Annotated in this window: 15 protein-coding genes; 11 read left to right on the forward strand and 4 right to left on the reverse strand. The window is 70.5% G+C overall.

The window, feature by feature from the left end:
- The first annotated feature begins 11 nt into the window (after positions 1-11).
- Both ACWZJV_RS25155 and ACWZJV_RS25160 read left to right on the forward strand, forming a co-directional pair.
- Positions 12-1,184, forward strand: coding sequence for an alpha/beta hydrolase family protein (locus tag ACWZJV_RS25155; RefSeq protein ID WP_457179260.1), 1,173 nt, complete (start codon positions 12-14; stop codon positions 1,182-1,184).
- Entirely contained in the window at positions 1,181-2,179 is a 999-nt protein-coding gene (locus ACWZJV_RS25160; RefSeq protein ID WP_457179261.1) for a cyclase family protein, read from the forward strand. Before ACWZJV_RS25155 ends, ACWZJV_RS25160 begins: the two co-directional genes overlap by 4 nt.
- Before the next feature lie 135 nt (positions 2,180-2,314).
- Here ACWZJV_RS25160 and ACWZJV_RS25165 read toward each other — a convergent pair whose 3' ends face one another.
- Positions 2,315-4,777, reverse strand: a complete 2,463-nt coding sequence (locus ACWZJV_RS25165) for a DNA gyrase/topoisomerase IV subunit A (RefSeq protein ID WP_457179262.1) — start codon at positions 4,775-4,777, stop codon at positions 2,315-2,317.
- A gap of 176 nt (positions 4,778-4,953) precedes the next feature.
- Here ACWZJV_RS25165 and ACWZJV_RS25170 point away from each other — a divergent pair, with 176 nt between their 5' ends.
- Positions 4,954-5,181 carry a type II toxin-antitoxin system VapB family antitoxin gene (locus ACWZJV_RS25170; RefSeq protein ID WP_008361740.1) on the forward strand — a complete coding sequence of 76 codons (228 nt, stop codon included), beginning with the start codon at positions 4,954-4,956 and terminating at the stop codon, positions 5,179-5,181.
- Here ACWZJV_RS25170 and ACWZJV_RS25175 read toward each other — a convergent pair.
- Positions 5,175-5,477 (reverse strand): ArsR/SmtB family transcription factor, encoded by a 303-nt coding sequence (locus ACWZJV_RS25175; protein ID WP_008361739.1) that lies wholly within the window; start codon positions 5,475-5,477, stop codon positions 5,175-5,177. The two genes, ACWZJV_RS25170 and ACWZJV_RS25175, sit on opposite strands and share 7 nt — an antisense overlap.
- Positions 5,478-5,548: 71 nt before the next feature.
- Between ACWZJV_RS25175 and ACWZJV_RS25180 the strand changes: the two genes are divergently transcribed.
- From ACWZJV_RS25180 to ACWZJV_RS25210, 7 genes are all read left to right on the forward strand, one after another.
- Positions 5,549-6,439 carry a TIGR03620 family F420-dependent LLM class oxidoreductase gene (locus ACWZJV_RS25180; protein WP_457179263.1) on the forward strand — a complete coding sequence of 297 codons (891 nt, stop codon included), beginning with the start codon at positions 5,549-5,551 and terminating at the stop codon, positions 6,437-6,439.
- Between the two features lie 57 nt (positions 6,440-6,496).
- A complete protein-coding gene (locus ACWZJV_RS25185; RefSeq protein ID WP_008361737.1) occupies positions 6,497-9,199 on the forward strand; it encodes a bifunctional acetate--CoA ligase family protein/GNAT family N-acetyltransferase in 2,703 nt (900 codons plus the stop codon).
- A 33-nt stretch (positions 9,200-9,232) separates the two neighbouring features.
- On the forward strand, positions 9,233-9,817 hold the full coding sequence (locus ACWZJV_RS25190) for a DUF5998 family protein (protein WP_008361736.1): 585 nt from the start codon (positions 9,233-9,235) through the stop codon (positions 9,815-9,817).
- Positions 9,818-9,821: 4 nt separating this feature from the next.
- Positions 9,822-10,946, forward strand: coding sequence for an alkaline phosphatase family protein (locus ACWZJV_RS25195; RefSeq protein ID WP_008361735.1), 1,125 nt, complete (start codon positions 9,822-9,824; stop codon positions 10,944-10,946).
- Between the two features lie 111 nt (positions 10,947-11,057).
- Entirely contained in the window at positions 11,058-11,687 is a 630-nt protein-coding gene (locus tag ACWZJV_RS25200) for a pyridoxamine 5'-phosphate oxidase family protein (RefSeq protein WP_457179264.1), read from the forward strand.
- A gap of 18 nt (positions 11,688-11,705) precedes the next feature.
- On the forward strand, positions 11,706-12,350 hold the full coding sequence (locus tag ACWZJV_RS25205) for a CGNR zinc finger domain-containing protein (protein WP_457179265.1): 645 nt from the start codon (positions 11,706-11,708) through the stop codon (positions 12,348-12,350).
- 10 nt (positions 12,351-12,360) lie between these two features.
- A complete protein-coding gene (locus ACWZJV_RS25210) occupies positions 12,361-13,017 on the forward strand; it encodes a thymidine kinase (RefSeq protein ID WP_457179266.1) in 657 nt (218 codons plus the stop codon).
- Between the two features lie 149 nt (positions 13,018-13,166).
- Here the strand turns inward: ACWZJV_RS25210 and ACWZJV_RS25215 are convergent, their stop codons facing one another.
- Positions 13,167-14,849 (reverse strand): alkaline phosphatase D family protein, encoded by a 1,683-nt coding sequence (locus ACWZJV_RS25215; RefSeq protein WP_457179267.1) that lies wholly within the window; start codon positions 14,847-14,849, stop codon positions 13,167-13,169.
- A gap of 156 nt (positions 14,850-15,005) precedes the next feature.
- Complete coding sequence (gene sepH, locus ACWZJV_RS25220; RefSeq protein WP_457179268.1) at positions 15,006-16,259, reverse strand: septation protein SepH; 1,254 nt, start codon at positions 16,257-16,259, stop codon at positions 15,006-15,008.
- On the opposite strand from sepH, the gene ACWZJV_RS25225 reads away from it, so the two are divergent.
- A complete protein-coding gene (locus ACWZJV_RS25225) occupies positions 16,162-16,791 on the forward strand; it encodes a trimeric intracellular cation channel family protein (RefSeq protein ID WP_008361723.1) in 630 nt (209 codons plus the stop codon). The two genes, sepH and ACWZJV_RS25225, sit on opposite strands and share 98 nt — an antisense overlap.
- Positions 16,792-16,796: the final 5 nt, after the last annotated feature.

Consider the following 16,796-nt stretch of genomic DNA (forward strand, 5'->3'; position numbering starts at 1 on the left):
GAGGACAAGAGATGTTCGAGTACTTTCCCGGCAACTACGTCTGGAACCTGGGCGTGGTCGCCACGCTCAACTCCGGCGGACTGATCGACGAGGTCGACCGGGCCTGCCGGCCGCTGCGGGAGCTGGCGGCGCAGGGCTCCGACGTCGGCACCGCCGAGTTCATGGCCGCCTGGCGCCGCGTCGCCGATCAGCTCGAGGAGCAGGCCGGCGAGGCCGAGAAGGCGGGCCACCGGCGTACGGCGGGGCAGAAGCTCTTCCGTGCCTCGGTCTACGTCTCCCAGGCCGAACGGATGCAGAGCGCGAAGGACCCGGGCCGCAACGCCGAGTACCAGCGCAGCGTCGACCTGCTCGTCCGCTCCTTCGAGCTGCTCGACCAGCCGACGACGAAGGTCGCCGTCCCGTACGTCGAGGACGGCCGTGAGACCAGCCTGCCCGCCTACTTCCACCCGGCGAACGCCGACGGTCGCCCGGCGCCCGTCATGATCGTGTGGAACGGGCTCGACTCGACCAAGGAGATGATGGTCGGCTCCGGCGTCCACACCGAGCTGGCCGCGCGTGGCATCTCGACGCTCATGGTCGACTGCGGCGGCGCCGGGGAGGCGCTGCGTCTCGACGGTCTCACCGCGCGCGTCGACACCGAGGCCTGGGCCGCGGCCTGCGTCGACTGGCTGGAGACCCGCTCGGACGTACGTGCCGACCGGATCGGGCTCGTGGGCTGGTCGCTCGGCGGCTACTACGCGCCTCGCGCCGCTGCGTACGAGAAGCGGCTGGCACTGTGCGTCGCCTGGGGTGCCAACCACGACTGGGGTGCGGTGCAGAAGCGCCGCCTCGACCGGGAGGGCGAGAACCCGGTGCCGCACTACTGGGACCACGTGCTGTGGGTGTGGGGGCAGCCCGACATCGACACGTTCATCCGGTTCGCCGAGGACGTCAACCTCGACGGAGTGGTCGAGCAGATCACGGTGCCGTTCCTGATCGCCCACGGTGAGAACGACCGGCAGATCCCGCTCTCCTACGCCCATCGCTCCTACGACCAGGCGACGCGCAGCCCCAAGCGTGAGCTGAGGATCTTCACGCCCGAGGAGGGCACCACCGAGCACATCGGCCTGGACCACCTCCCGCACGTCACCGGCTTCATCGCCGACTGGGTCGCGGACACCTTCGCCGAGCTGGACGCGTCGTGACCGTCCTGGACCGCACCGATCCCGAGGGCGAGATCGCGAAGACGGTCGCCCGGGTCTCCAACTGGGGACGCTGGGGCGAGGACGACGTCCGCGGGACGATGAACTTCCTCACCGACGCGAAGCGGGTCGAGGCCGCGGGGCAGGTGCGGACCGGCCGGTCCCACTCGCTCTCGCTGCCCTTCGACATGGACGGGCCGCAGAACGGCTGGCGGCGGCGTACGAATCCGGTGCACACGATGCTCGACACCGGCACCGACGCGGTCACCGGCGTCCAGGGCTTCCCGCACGGGATCGGCGGCGCCGACGACGTCATCGCGATGCCGCTGCAGTGCTCGACCCAGTGGGACGGGCTGGGCCACATCTTCGACCACGGACGGGCCTGGAACGGCCGCCCGGCGGAGGCGGTGGTGACCGCGCTCGGCGACGGTGTCACCGGGATCGAGACGGTCGCCGACGTGGTCTGCGGCCGCGGGGTGCTGCTCGACGTCGGCCGCGCGGTCGGCACCGAGCTCGGCACGGACGGTGAGCTCCCCGACGGCTTCGCGATCACCGAGGAGCACCTGGAGCGCACGATCGCGGCGCAGGGCCCGACCTCGGCCGTGGGCCCCGGAGACATCGTCGTCGTACGCACCGGGCAGCTCGCCCGCGCCCGCCGCGGCGTCGCCGCGGGCGAGGGCTGGGGCGGCTACGCCGGGGGACCGGCCCCTGGACTCTCCTTCACCACCGCCGACTGGCTCCACCGCACCGAGATCGCCGCGATCGCCACCGATACCTGGGGCTTCGAGGTGCGGCCCAACGAGTTCGACGACGCCTTCCAGCCGCTCCACCAGGTCGCGATCCCGCACCTCGGGCTCTTCCTGGGCGAGATGTGGGACCTCGACGGCCTGGCGGTCGCGTGCGCGGAGGACGGCCGCTACGAGTTCCTGCTCACCGCGGCCCCGCTCCGTGTCACCGGCGCCGTCGGCGCCCCGGTGAACCCGATCGCCCTACGCTGACCACCGCTGGTCGAGCCGCGAGGCCGCCTGCGGCCGAGCGTGTCGAGACCAACACAGTCCCATCGAGCGCGGAGGGACTGTGTTGGTCTCGACACGCCTCCGCCTAGCGGCTCCGGCGGCTCGACCAGCGGGGCGTCACCTGTTGGCTACGGGCCCGGCCACGGCGTCGATGGGCTGCTCGAGCGGCACCCCGGAGCCATCGCGGCGGGGGTCGATCTCGGGCAGGTCGATCGGCGCACCCGAGGAGGCCGCGGCGAGCGGGGGAGCGGCGCCGACCCACGCGAAGACGAGGGTGTCCTCGCCCTTGAGATACCGGTGGGCGCGTACGCCGCCGGTGGCCCGGCCCTTGGCCGGGAACTCGCTGAACGGCGTGGTCTTCACGCTGCCGGTCTCCGTCCCGGGCAGAGCCGAGGACGACCCGGCGACGGTCACGACCGCGGCGCCCTCCGGAGCGTCGGGCGCGACGACCCCGAAGAAGACGACGCGAGAGCCGTGGGCCATCCGGACGCCGGCCATGCCGCCGGCGCTGCGGCCCTGCGGCCGCACCGCGTCGGCCGGGAAGTGGAGCAGCTGGGCGTCGGAGGTGACGAAGACCAGCGACTCGGTGCCGGTGCGCAGCTGGGCCGCGCCGACCACCTCGTCGCCGTCGGCGAGCTTGATGACCTCCCACTCGTCCTTGTTGAGCAGCACCTCGGGGTTGACCCGCTTGACCACACCGAGGCGGGTGCCGAGCGCGATGCCCGGCCCGTCGGTGGCCAGCGTGGTGAGCGCCAGCGCGCGCTCGTCGGACTCCAGCGAGAGCAGCGCGGACAGCGGCAGACCACCGGACAGGTTGGGGTCACCGTGGGTCGGCGGCATCGCCGGCAGGTCGAGCACCCCGAGACGTACGAGACGGCCGCGGGAGGTGAGCACGCCGATCTGGCCGCGCGCGGTCGCCGGGACCACCGAGACGATCACGTCGTGGTTGGCGCGCGCCGAGCCGGTGGTGAAGGGCTCGGCGTCGGAGGAGCGGGCCAGCAGCCCGGTCGAGGAGAGCATCGCGAAGCACGGGTCGTCGGCGACCTCGAGGGTCATCGCCTCCAGCGCCGGGGTCCCGGCCGACGCCAGGAGCACGGTGCGGCGTGGCGTACCGAACGTCTTGGCCACCTCGCCCAGCTCGTCGGAGACGACCTTGCGGAGCATCTCGTCGTCGCCGAGGATCGAGTCGAGGTATTCGATGGTGGCCTGCAGTTCGTCGCGCTCCTTCTCGAGCTCGATCTTGGAGAACTTCGTCAGCCGGCGCAGGGCCATGTCGAGGATGTACTCCGCCTGCGGCTGGCTCAGGTCGAAGACCGACATCAATCGGTCCTTCGCCTCACCGGCGTTCTCCGAGGCGCGGATCAGCTGGATGACCTCGTCGATGTCGAGGATCGCGATCAGGAGGCCGTCGACCAGGTGGAGCCGGTCGGCGGCCTTGTCACGGCGGAACTGCGAACGCCGGCGGACGACGTCGTAGCGGTGGCCGAGGAAGACCTCGAGCAGCTCCTTGAGGCCGAGCGTGCGCGGCTGGCCGTCGACGAGCGCGACGTTGTTGATGCCGAAGGAGTCCTCGAGCGGGGTCATCTTGTAGAGCTGCTCGAGGACGGCCTCGGGCACGAAGCCGTTCTTGACCTCGATCACCAGGCGGGTGCCGTGCTGGCGGTCGGTGAGGTCCTTGAGGTCGGCGATGCCCTGGATCTTCTTGGACTGCACCAGCGTCTTGACCCGCTCGATGATCTTCTCGGTGCCGATGTTGAACGGCAGCTCGGTGATCACGATGCCCTTGCGGCGCCCGAACGTCTCGATCCGCGTCGTGGCGCGGATCTTGAAGGAGCCGCGGCCGGTCTCGTACGCATCCCGGATCCCGTCCAGGCCGACGATGGTGCCGCCGGTGGGGAGGTCGGGACCGGGGATGAACTTCATCAGCGTGTCGAGCTCGGCGCCCGGGTGCTTGATCAGGTGGCGGGCGGCGGCGATGACCTCGACCAGGTTGTGCGGGGCCATGTTGGTGGCCATGCCGACCGCGATGCCGGTGGCACCGTTGACCAGCAGGTTGGGGATCGCGGCGGGGAGCACGCTCGGCTCCATCTCCCGCGAGTCGTAGTTGGGGCGGAAGTCGACCGTGTCTTCCTTGATGTCGTCGGTCATCGCCAGCGCGGCCGGGCCCATCCGGGCCTCGGTGTAACGCATCGCCGCAGCGGGGTCGTCACCGCCGGGGGAGCCGAAGTTGCCGTGCCCGTCGATCATCGGCAGCCGCATCGCCCACGGCTGCGCCATCCGCACGAGGGCGTCGTAGATCGCGCCGTCACCGTGCGGGTGCAGCTTGCCCATCACCTCACCGACGATGCGGGCACACTTCACGTGGCCGCGGTCGGGACGCACTCCCATGTCGTTCATCGTGAACAGGATCCGGCGCTGCACGGGCTTGAGGCCGTCGCGGGCGTCGGGCAGCGCCCGGGAGTAGATGACGGAGTAGGAGTACTCCAGGAACGAGGAGCGCATCTCCTCCCCGATGTCGGTGTCGAGGATGTGCTCCTCGAAGTCGTCGGGGAGATCCTGGGTGGTCTTGCCGCGTGCCATAAGGGGCATTGTCTCGAATCCCTGTGCGAACGCGACACCGGGCTCGCCGACTGTGCCGATTTAGGCTCCGATCCGAGGCACGCAGCCCTTTCGTACGCCGCACATCCGCGTACATTGGCTGTGTAGGTCAAACCGCCCAGGAGTCACCGGTTCAACGCACATGGAGGTGCTTGAAGATGGCTGTCACCCAGATCGAGCTCGACACCGAGCTGCTCGCGGAGGTCCAGCGGATCTCCGGCGCGGCCACGCCCCAGGAGGCGGTGGAGTTCGCCGTGCGCGAGCTCGTCCTCCGCAACCACGAGGGCGACGCCCCCAAGCACGCCCAGAAGCTGGCGCGGAACTGGGACTACGACGGCTGGCGGGTGCTCAACGAGCGCGACCGCGCCAACGTCGTGCGTCACTGATCGAGCACCAGGTCGAGCAGCCCGGGGAACCGGCGGTCGAACTCGTCGCGCAGCAGGCGGTTCATCCGCCGGTTGCCCTCGTCGCGCTGCTCGAGAAGACCTGCCTCGACGAGGGACCTGAAGTGATGGGTCAGCGTCGACTTCCCCACGGGGAGGTCGAACTGACCGCACGCGATCGTCCACGGATCGGCCGCGGCCAGCTGCCGCAGGATCGAGCGTCGTACGGGGTCGCCGACCGCGTCGAGAGCGCGCTGGAGCTCTGCGTCGGCCGCCGGGGGCCGGGAATCGGTTGACATGTTCGATCTCCGTCGTACAAGGTTGGGATGTTCGATCACCGTCGAACATAGTCGATCGGAGGGAGTTCTGCATGCCCGACCAGCAGAAGGTGGACGAGCTCAAGAAGCGGCTGACGTCCTACGGGGTGTGGACCGGTGCGCGGCAGTGGACAGACCTCGGCCGGGCGCGTGAGGTCGCGGCCGAGGTGGAGAGCCTGGGCTACGGCGCGATCTGGGTCGGGTCCTCGTCGATGCCGTTCGCGGTGCACGAGGCCCTGCTCGCCGGCAGCACCGACCTGCTCGTCGTCACCGGGATCGTGAGCATCTGGGAGAACCCTGCGACCGCGGTGGCGGCCCGCTATGCAGAGCTCGACGCGGCGTACGGTGGTCGGTTCGTGCTCGGTCTCGGCAACAGCCATGCTCAGCAGGTCGGCGAGCACACGTACGTCAAGCCGTACAGCCGAACCGTCGCGTACCTCGACGAGCTCGACGCTGCGGGCACGGTCCCGGAGGAGGGCCGGCTGCTGGCTGCCCTCCGCCCGCGCATGCTCGGTCTGGCCGGCGACCGCACGGCCGGCGCGCACCCCTACCTGATGCCGCCGGAGCACACCGCGCACGCACGCGCCGTGCTCGGAGCGGGGCCCTTGCTGGCCGCCGAGCAGAAGGTCGTCCTCGAGACGGACCCGGCACGCGCTCGCGCTGTCGCGCGGCAGCGGCTGTCGATGTACCTCGGTCTGCCCAACTACACCGGCGCGTTGCGGGACTACGGCCTCGTGCCGGAAGACTTCGAGGGCGAGGGGAGCGACCGCTGGGTGGACCTGGGCGCCGCCTGGGGCGATGAGGACGCCGTGCGGGCCCGTCTGCATGCCCACCGCGACGCCGGAGCGGACCACGTGCTGGTCCAGGTGCTCACCGAGCGCGGCCCTTCCGAGCTGCCGCTGCCCGAGTGGCGGCGGCTTGCGAGCGCTCTCGAGCTCTCGTGACGATTTCGCACGGCTTGCCATGAGCGTCGACCTGGGGCCAACCGCTAGATTTCTCTCGTGACCGCGCAGCAGACCCCGCCGTACCCCTCCCACTGGGAGGCGGACGTGCTGCTGCGCGACGGGCGGACGGCACACATCCGGCCGATCAGGTCGGCGGACAAGGACCTGCTGGTCGACTTCTACGACCACCGGGTCAGCGACGAGTCGAAGTACTACCGCTTCTTCTCGCCGATGCCGCACCTCTCGGCCCGGGACGTCGCGCGCTTCACCGAGGTCGACCACAAGGACCGGGTGGCGTTCATCCTCACGCTCAGAGGCCGGATGATCGCGGTCGGGCGCTACGACGTGGTCAAGCCCGGGGAGGCCGAGGTCGCCTTCCTGGTCGAGGACGACTACCAGGGCCGCGGGATCGCGCAGATCCTGCTCGAGCACCTCGCCCAGGCGGGACGCGAGCGCGGGGTCACCAAGTTCACCGCCGACGTCCTCCCCGACAACGCGCGGATGATCCAGACCTTCCGCGACGCCGGCTACAAGGTGGCCAGCGTCTACGAGGACGGGGTCATCTCGCTGCAGTTCGGGATCGACGTCACCGACACCGCGGTCGGCCGCCTCGCGCTGCGCGAGCACGAGGCCGAGGCCGCCTCGATCCACCGCTTCTTCAACCCGCGCTCGGTCGCGGTCATCGGCGCCAGCCGGCGGCAGGAGACCGTCGGCCAGGCGCTCGTACGCAACCTGGTGATCGGCGACTTCACCGGCCGGGTCTACATGGTCAACCCCAGCTCCAGCGCGGTCAGCGGGATGCCGGCCTACAAGAGCGTCCAGGACATCCCCGACGACGTCGACGTGGCGATCGTCGCGGTGCCCGCCGACGCCGTGCAGGACGTCGTGCTCGACTGTGCCGCCAAGGGCGTGCACGGGCTCGTGGTCATCTCCAGCGGCTTCGCCGAGACCGGCGAGGAGGGCCGCCAGCGGCAGCGCCGGCTGGTGAACCTGTCCCGCTCCTACGGTCTGCGGCTGATCGGGCCCAACGCGCTCGGCGTCATCAACACCGACCCGCAGGTGAAGATCAACGCCAGCCTCGCGCCGACGATGCCGCCGCGCGGACGTGCGGGCTTCTTCTGCCAGTCGGGTGCGCTCGGCTCGGCGATCCTGGAGAAGGTCAACAACCGCGGACTCGGCCTCTCGACCTTCGTCAGCGCCGGAAACCGCGCCGACGTCTCCGGCAACGACCTCCTCCAGTACTGGGAGGAGGACGTCTCGACCGAGGTCGTGATGATGTACCTCGAGTCCATCGGTAACCCGCGGAAGTTCTCCCGCATCGCGCGTCGCGTCTCGCAGCGCAAGCCGATCGTCGCGGTCCGCTCCGGCCGCACCACCCAGGGTGTGCCGATGGGCCACGCGGTCCGCAAGATCAGCGCCCCGCCGGCCGCGGTCGACGCGATGTTCCGCCAGGCCGGGATCATCCAGGTCGACACCCTCGACGAGATGTTCGACGTCGCCCAGCTGCTGGCCCACCAGCCGCTCCCGCGCGGACGCCGCGTGGCCATCGTCGGCAACTCCGACGCCCTGGGCCTGCTGGCCGCCGACGCCGCCGTCTCGGTGGGTCTGCAGGTCAACAAGCAGGTCCCGCTGCCCACCGAACCCTCCGCGGAGGACTTCGAGGACGCGCTCGACGCGGCCATCGACGACCCCGAGGTCGACGCGGTGATCTCGGTCTACATCCCGCCGCTCAACGTCTCCGGCGAGGAGATCGCCAACGTGCTCGCCGCGGTCGGCGAGCAGTCCGACAAGCCGCTGGTCACCAGCTTCCTCGGTGCCGAGGGTGTCCCCGAGCTCCTGAGGGTCCCCGACGTCGCCGGGTCGACCGCCGGTCGCGGCTCGGTGCCGTCCTACTCCTCGGTGGAGTCGGCCGTACGCGCCCTGGCCAAGGTCGTGGAGTACGCCGTGTGGCTGCGCACCGCCGACGGCGAGATCCCGTGGCTCAGCGCGGAGGAGTGCGACCCGCGTACGGCCCGCAAGATCGTCACCGACGTGCTCGCCGCGCGACCCTCGGGCGGCGACCTGAGCCGCGAGGACCTGGGGATGGTGCTGGCGGCGTACGGGATCAAGCTGTGGAAGACCCACAAGGTCACCACCCTCGAGGAGGCGATCTCCGCCGCCGAGGACCTCGGCTGGGACGTCGTGCTCAAGGCGACCGTCGAGAGCGTCCGGGAGCGGCCCGACCAGGCCCACGTCGTACGCAACATCGACGACGTCGAGGAGATGACCGAGGCCTGGGAGCTGATCACCAGCCGGATCCCGCCGGACACGGGCGGGTTCGCGGTGCAGCGCACCGCGCCGCCGGGTGTGCCGGTCGCGATCCGGTCGATGGAGGACCCGCTGTTCGGGCCCGTCGTCTCCTTCGGCATCGCCGGAGCGATCACCGAGCTGCTGGCCGACCGTGCCTACCGGATCCCGCCGCTGTCCCAGCGCGACGCGGCCTCGATGGTGCGCGAGATCAAGGCCGCGCCGCTGCTCTTCGGGTACCGCGGCGGCGACATGGTCGACGTCGACGAGATCGAGCGGCTCGTCCTCAAGGTCGCCCAGCTGCAGAACGACCTGCCCCAGATCTCCTCGCTCGACCTGTCCCTGGTCCTGGTCGGTCAGGAGTACTCCGCTGTCCTGACCGCCAGCGCCCGCGTCGACCTGGTCGCCGATCCCCGCTCGGACTGGTTCGTACGCCGCCTCAACCCGGCGGTCGGGGACACGCTGCCTGGCTAGGCGGCCCGTGGCGGCCCGTGGAAGGATGGGTGTATGAGCACCCGCACCGATGATCTCGACCGCGCCGACGATCTGCGCGCAGAGATCGACCGCACCGGCTACTACCCCGAGGTGGTGGCCGACTGCGTCGCGTCCGCCGTGGCGGGGGAGAAGGTGTCCTCCTTCTTCCTGCACCACGAGCCGACCTTCGACCGTGACGAGGTGCGCCGCCACCTCTCCGTGCTGGTGCTGACCCCGACCCGGCTGATCCTGGCCCACACCGACGAGCACGCCGGCGACGACCTGCTGCCCGAGCCCTACACCTCGACCTCGACCGAGGCCGTGCGCATCGACTCCGTCAACTCCGTCGTGGTGACCCGGATGATCACCAACCCGACCAAGGGATCGAGCAAGCCGGCCGAGGTCGTCATGACCATCGGGTGGGGTGGCGTCAACCGCGTCGACCTGGAGCCCGCGGGTTGCTCGGACCCCAACTGCGACGCCGACCACGGCTACACCGGCGTCCTCACCCCCGACGACTTCTCGCTGCGCGTCTCGGCTGCCGCCGACGGGCACGACTCGGTCGCCCGCCTGCTCTCCTTCGCAGAATCGCTCTCGGCTCGCACCCACAACCGGTGAGCAGGTGACCGGGTTTCTCGCGCCCGCCTACGGGGAGCGCTCACTGGGTGATGTCCTGCCGGCGGTCGCCGCCGCCATGGGCATCCCGCTGGGCACCTCCGAGGCGCGATCCGGTCTCGAGCTGCCGTCCGCCGCTGCGTACGTCGTCTTCCTGGTCGACGGGATGGGCACCAACCTGCTGCGGCGCTATGCGCACGCGGCTCCCTTCCTGGCCTCGCTGAGCGAGGACCAGGAGGCAGGTACGGCCGGGGTGCCGTCGACGACGGCGACCAGCCTCACCTCGTTCGGGACCGGGCTGACGCCCGGTGGTCACGGGCTGGTCGGCTACACCTCGCGCATCCCCGGCACCGAGCACCTCCTCAACGCCCTGCAGTGGCGTAAGGACGTCGACCCGGTCGAGTGGCAGCCCAACCAGACCGTCTTCCAGCGGCTGGGCGAGGCCGGGGTGCCGGTCACGGTCATCAACAAGCGGGCCTTCGGCGGCTCGGGGCTGACCATCGCCGCCCACCGGGGCGCGGAGTTCGTCGGCGCCGACCGGGTGGGGGAGCGGATCGCCTCGGCGGTCGCGCTCTCGCGGGTGCCGGGGTCGCTGACCTACCTCTACGACGGCGATCTGGACTGGACCGGCCACAAGTACGGGGTCGCCTCCTCGCCGTGGCTCCAGCAGCTCTCGATGATCGACGCCGAGGCCGAGCAGCTGCGGGACGCCCTGGACCCGTCCGTACGACTGCTGGTGCTCGCCGACCACGGCATGGTCGACTCGCCTGCGGCTTCCCGCACCGACATCGACGACTTCCCCGAGCTCCGCGACGGTGTCGCGCTGGTCGGCGGCGAGGCCCGGTTCCGCCACCTCTACTGCTCGCGCGGCGCGGTCGACGACGTGGTCGCGACCTGGTCGGAGAAGCTGGGCGACAAGGCCGAGGTGATGACCCGGGAGACCGCGATCCGTCGCGGCTGGTTCGGGCCGGTCACCCCGTCGGTGCTGCCGCGGCTCGGCGACGTCATCGTCGCCTCGCACGGCGAGCACGCGGTGGTCTCGACGAGCCTGTTCAACTACGAGACGACGCTGGTCGGGCTGCACGGCTCGCTGACGCCCGACGAGATGCTCATCCCACTGCTGGTCTCCTAGGGGAATGAACCCCGTCTCTAATGGTTACAACCTAAGTATCCATTAGTGATGACTCGTCGTATCCGGCGGGAAGGGGTGTGTCATGGGTGAGCACGGAGTCGAGGGCCGGCGATGACCGGGCACTACGGACAGGTCGCGTTCACGCCGCTGGTGACCGAGCATCAGGCGATCCACGGGAGTGCGGCGGCGTACGCACGTATGGCGGACGGCGAGAGCGTGCCGGACCGGATCGGGCGGGGCGAGGCCGCGTTCATCTCGTCGCGGGACAGCTTCTTCCTGGCCACGGTCAGCGAGACCGGCTGGCCCTACATGCAGCACCGCGGCGGGCCTCCCGGGTTCCTGAAGGTGATCGACGAGATCACCCTGGGCTTCGCCGACTTCCGGGGCAACCGGCAGTACATCACCCGTGGCAACCTCGACCACGACGAGCGGGTCTCGCTGTTCCTGATCGACTACCAGCTGCAGGCCAGGATGAAGATCTTCGGTCGCGCGCGGGTCGTCGAGCCCGAGGACGATCCCGAGCTGGTCGAGTCGCTGGCTCTGGCCGGGAGCTCGGCGAAGGTCGAGCGCGGGATCCTCATCGACGTCGAGGCGTACGACTGGAACTGCAAGCAGCACATCCCGCAGCTGGTGCCCTTGGCGGTCGCCCGGAACACCGTCGCGGAGCTGACCGAGCGGATCAGCGAGCTCGAGGCCCAGCTGGCCATCGCCCGTGGCGGCGGCGTAACGGCTGAAGCCTAGACTGACCATTAGATCGAGATGAGTTCGACGACGGAGGGGACGGCCGTGGAGCTGCAGGTGCCGGTGCTGTATCCGACCCAGCCCGCGGCCGTACGCCTCATGAACACGATCTGGGCCGACCGGACGGCCGTGCACGACTCGCTGGAGAGCGTGGCGCACCTCCAGGCCTGGGCCGAGGACGCCGGGCTCGGCCGCCACCAGGACCTCGACGAGCACGACCTGGGCCGGGCCCGGGCGCTGCGGGACGCCCTGCGCCGGCTGGCCGCGGAGGTGACCGGCGACAGCCGGCCGCACAGCGTCTCGGAGGGGCTCAGCACCGAAGCGGCGCTCGCGGTGCTCAACGAGTTCGTCTCCCACTGTGCGCCCGTCCTGCGCCACGGCCCGCAGGGCGGCTACGTGCGCGAGTGGCTCACCGACGGCTCCGGCCTGCAGCGGGAGCTGAACCTGATCGCGCTGGACGGATCCGAGGTGCTGACCCGGCAGGCACCCCACGAGCTGAAGGCGTGCGGCGGCCCGGGCTGCGTCCTCTACTTCGTACGCGACCACCCGCGGCGCGAGTGGTGCTCCGCGGGCTGCGGCAACCGGGCACGGGTCGCGCGCCACTATCGGCGGAGCAGGTCCAGCGACGAGGGTCCTGCCACGGGCCGCGGCGCGGACCACTAGGCTTCGGCGAGTGGCTGAGCTGACCTTCTGGACCGGGACGATGGACGCGGGGAAGTCGACTCTCGCGCTGCAGACCAACCACAACCACGCGGCTCGCGGCAGGGTGGGGCTGATCTTCACCGTCCACGACCGCTCCGGCGAGGCGGTGGTCACCTCTCGCCTGGGCCTGACCCACGACGCGATCGAGGTCACCGACGACTTCGACTTCTGGCGCCACGCCGTCGATGCGCTGACCCACGGCGCCCGGGTCGACTACCTCATCTGCGACGAGGCCCAGTTCTACACCCCCGAGCAGATCGAGGCGCTGGCCAAGATCGTCGACGAGCTGCAGATCGACGTGTTCTGCTTCGGCATCCTCACCGACTTCCGCACCCGCCTCTTCCCGGGCGCCGCCCGTCTGGTCGAGCTCGCCGACCGTACGGAGGTGCTGCAGGTCGAGGCGCTGTGCTGGTGCGGCAAGCGGGCCACCCACAACGCCCGGGTCGAGGACGGCGTCATGGTCACCGAGGGTGACCAGGTCGTCGTCGGCGACACCGACCGTGAATCCGGCACCACCCCCAGCGCGGTCTCCTACGAGGTCCTCTGCCGCCAGCACCACCGCCGCCGCCTCACGGCGGCCCGGGCCAAGTCCGTCTCCCTCGTGCCCGAGCCCCTGCCGTTCGGCTGACACCCCCTGGTCGAGCCGCTCCGCTGGTCGAGCCGCGAGGCCGCTTGCGGCCGAGCGTGTCGAGACCAACACAGTCCTGTCGGCGCTCGACGGGACTGTGTTGGTCTCGACACGCCTTCGCCTAGCGGCTCCGGCGGCTCGACCAGCGGTCAGCGGTTGAGCGTCGGCATGGGCACGTCGGCGTACTTCGTGCCGACGGCCGCGTTCTGGGTGTCGAGCTGGACGCCGGGGCGACCGTTCTCGACGACGTAGGTCGCGCGGGTGGAGATCGGGGCACCCCGGCGCTCGACGTACGGCACGACCCGGAAGTCGCTGGAGAGCTCGTCGGGCGTGACCCTGACGCGTACGTAGCCGCGCTGGCTGTTGAAGAACTTCAGGTGGTCGTTGGCCCGCAGCAGGCTCTCGCCGCCGGTGGTCATGTCGGCGCCGTCGCCGCCGCTGGCGATGGAGGTGCCGACGAACTCGCTGCCGACGACGGCCGACTCGGGGTCGTCGTAGTCGGCCAGCAGGTTGCTGGCGTAGTTGTGGTGGCGGTCGCCGGTGATGACCACGAGGTTCTCGATCCCGCTGGTGCGGGCGCCCTCGAGGAGCCGGTTGCGGTTGGCGATGTAGCCGTCCCACGGGTCCATGTAGAGGGTCTTGGCCTCGGTCTCGTCGAGGTCCGTCTCGGCCATCGGCGCCTGGTTGGCGAGCACCTGCCAGCGGGCGGTCGACTGCCGCCAGTTCCGCTGCAGCCACGCCTCCTGCTCGAGCCCCATCATCGAGCGCGACGGGTCGTAGATGTCCGGCGTCAGCTCCGGGCTGGCCGGGTCGCTGCCGTCGCCGTAGGCCTGATCGTCGCGGTACTGCCGGGTGTCGAGCACGTTGAAGTCGACCAGGTCGCCGTAGCGCAGGTTCCGGTAGATCTGCATGTCCGGTCCGTCGGGCAGCGAGCTGGCCCGGAACGGCAGGTGCTCGTAGTAGGCCTGGAAGGCAGCCGTACGCCGCGGCATCCACAGCGCGCCCTGCGACTGGCTGCGCTCCTCGGGGATCTCGTCGGCCCAGTTGTTCTCGATCTCGTGGTCGTCGGGGGCGACCACGAACGCGTGCGACTGGTGGGCGGCCATCAGGTCCGGGTCGGACTTGTAGAGGCCGTACTGCTGGCGGTAGCGCGCCAGGTCCAGGGTCTCTCCGGCCAGCGAGGGGTCGACCGTGGTCCGGCGCCAGTTGTTCTCGGCGGTGACGCCGGACTCGTACAGGTAGTCGCCCAGGTGGAAGACGACGTCGACGTCCTCGTCCGCCAGGTGCCGGTAGGCGGTGTAGAAGCCGTGGCTGTAGAGCGCGCAGGAGGCGAAGGCGAAGCTCATCCGTGCCAGCGGGGAGCCGTACGCCGGGGCTGTCCGGGTGTGACCGGTCTGGCTGACCTCGCCGGCCGCCATGAACCGGTACCAGTAGTCGCGGCCGGGGCGCAGGCCCCACACCTCGGGGTGGACCGAGTGCCCGAAGTTCGGGGTGGCGGTGACCGTGCCGGCCTTGACGACCTTGCGGAAGAGGGGATCCTCCGCGACCTGCCAGCGGACCTTGACCGGCTCCTGCGGCATGCCGCCGAGACCGTCGGCGGCGAGCGGCTCGGGGGCGAGGCGGGTCCAGAGCACGACGGAGTTGGGGAGCGGGTCGCCGGAGGCGACGCCCAGGGTGAACGGGTAGCCGGAGAGCGGCTTGGCGGTCTTGACGGACACGGCGTCGGCGGGGATCGAGCCGGTGCCGAGCAGCATGGCGGCGGTTGCGGTGACACCGGTCGAGGCGGTGCCGGAGAGGAGGGAGCGTCGGCTCAGCGATTCGGGCAGGAGCATCGGGGGCCTCCGAGAAAGGTGGAAGTGCTTGCCTCCACTCACTTCATCGGTGGCGCATGAACGCCGACCGACCCCAGCCCGACACTGGTCGGTCGGCTCCCCAACGCATCACGGACCGGCCGATGGCCGGTCCGTGAACGTGGTGTGAGGAGTCTGTCAGTCCTGCTTGCCGCCGCCGAACATGATCTCGTCCCAGCTCGGCACCGAGGCGCGCTTGCGGCGCGAGGACGCCTTCTTGGCGGGCTTCTGCGGAGCCTCCTCGGCGGGCTCTGCCTCGGCGGCTGCCGGCTCGGCGACGGGCTCCGGCTCGGCCGGGACCGCTGTCTGCTTCTCGGTCGGGCTCTCGTCGCCCAGGAAGGCCTCGAGCGGGGTGTCCACATCGACCGGGTCCGGCTTCGCGGTCTTGGCCGCCGGGACCGGCTTGGGAGCCGGGGGAGGGGTGGCCGGTGCGGCCGGGGCCGGGCTCTTCGCGCGGCGCCGGCGGGCGGCGAGCATGTCGTCGGTGACGACCGGCTCCGGCTCGGGCGCAGCGGCCTCGAGCTTCTCGCCGGTCAGCCACCGGGCGTCGTCGTTGTCGAGCTCGACGTAGTTGCCGGGGGCGTCGTAGGTCAGCTCGGCGATGCCGGAGCGCTCGGCGGTCTCGTATTCACCGGTGAGCTTCCAGCGCCCGTCGGGACGCCGGTAGGAGTCCCAGTTGACCGAATCGGGGTCGACGTACATCGTCTGGAAGTGGGCGCTGACGGCCTCGCCCAGGGTGCGGGCGGTGCTGGCGGCCTCACCGGGCCGACGGCGTACGGAAGCCTGCTGGGCACGCTGCGCCATGTGCTCGCGCTCGGCGAGGACGGGACCGGCGAAGGCCAAGATCTTCTCGACCGTGGTGCCGGCGACAGCGGCGACCTCCTCGGCACTCTCGCCCGCACGGATACGGGTCTGAATGTCACGGGGCCGCAGGCTGCTGCTCGGGGTCTTGTTCACGGTTTGCTCCGATCGGCGGGTCGACACAGCCTCGAGTGCTGCACGGAGACGGTCGTCGATGTCGGCGGTGTATTCACGATCCTCGTCATCGACGAGAAGCATGCGTAGACCATCGTCACTGACCGAGATGAGCCGCAGAAGGACGGGACCAACCTCATCCGGTGCCTGCTCTTCGAGCTGGCCCGGAGTCAAAGGCAATCCTTCGGCCGACATCCTCTTCTCAATTCTAGAAACGGTTGTGACGACCCTACGCCACTGACCGTCATCGTATGGGGTGCCCATGCCGCGAGGCCGTGGCATTTGGGGTTTTCGGGACCAACGAGGCGACCATTTGGCAGTGGAACAGTCGCTGACCCTTCTCGTGCTCGACCTGGTCGGGTGCTTCGTCTTCGCGCTCTCCGGAGGCCTGATGGCGGTCCGCAAGGAGCTCGACATCTTCGGCGTGATCGTCCTCGCCTGCGTCACCGGCCTCGGCGGCGGCTTCCTGCGTGACATGGCCATCGGCGCGACGCCGGTCGCCGCGCTCTCCGACTGGCGCTACCTCGTGGTGCCGATGACGGCCGGTCTGCTGACGTTCTTCTTCCACCCCGCGCTGGGCCGCCTGGAGCCCATGGTCAACGTCTTCGACGCCCTCGGGCTGGGGCTGTTCGTCATCGCCGGCGCCGTCAAGGCGCTCGACTTCGGGCTCTCCCCGCTCGCGGCCGCGATCATGGGCCTGGCCACCGGCGTGGGTGGCGGCGCGATCCGCGACGTGCTCGCCGGACGGGTCCCGATCATCCTGCGCCGCAGCGTCTTCTACGCCATCCCGGCCTTCGCCGGCGCCGCGGTCGCGGCCTTCGGGCTCTACGCCGGGATACCCGCGACGCTCGCCATGGCGGTCGCGTTCGTGACCTGCTCCGGGTGGCGGCTGCTGGCGATGTGGCGCCACTGGGAGGCGCCGCTGCCGCGGGGTTCCGCGTCGGTCTGAGGTCT

This window comes from Nocardioides sp. WG-D5 (assembly GCF_054031175.1).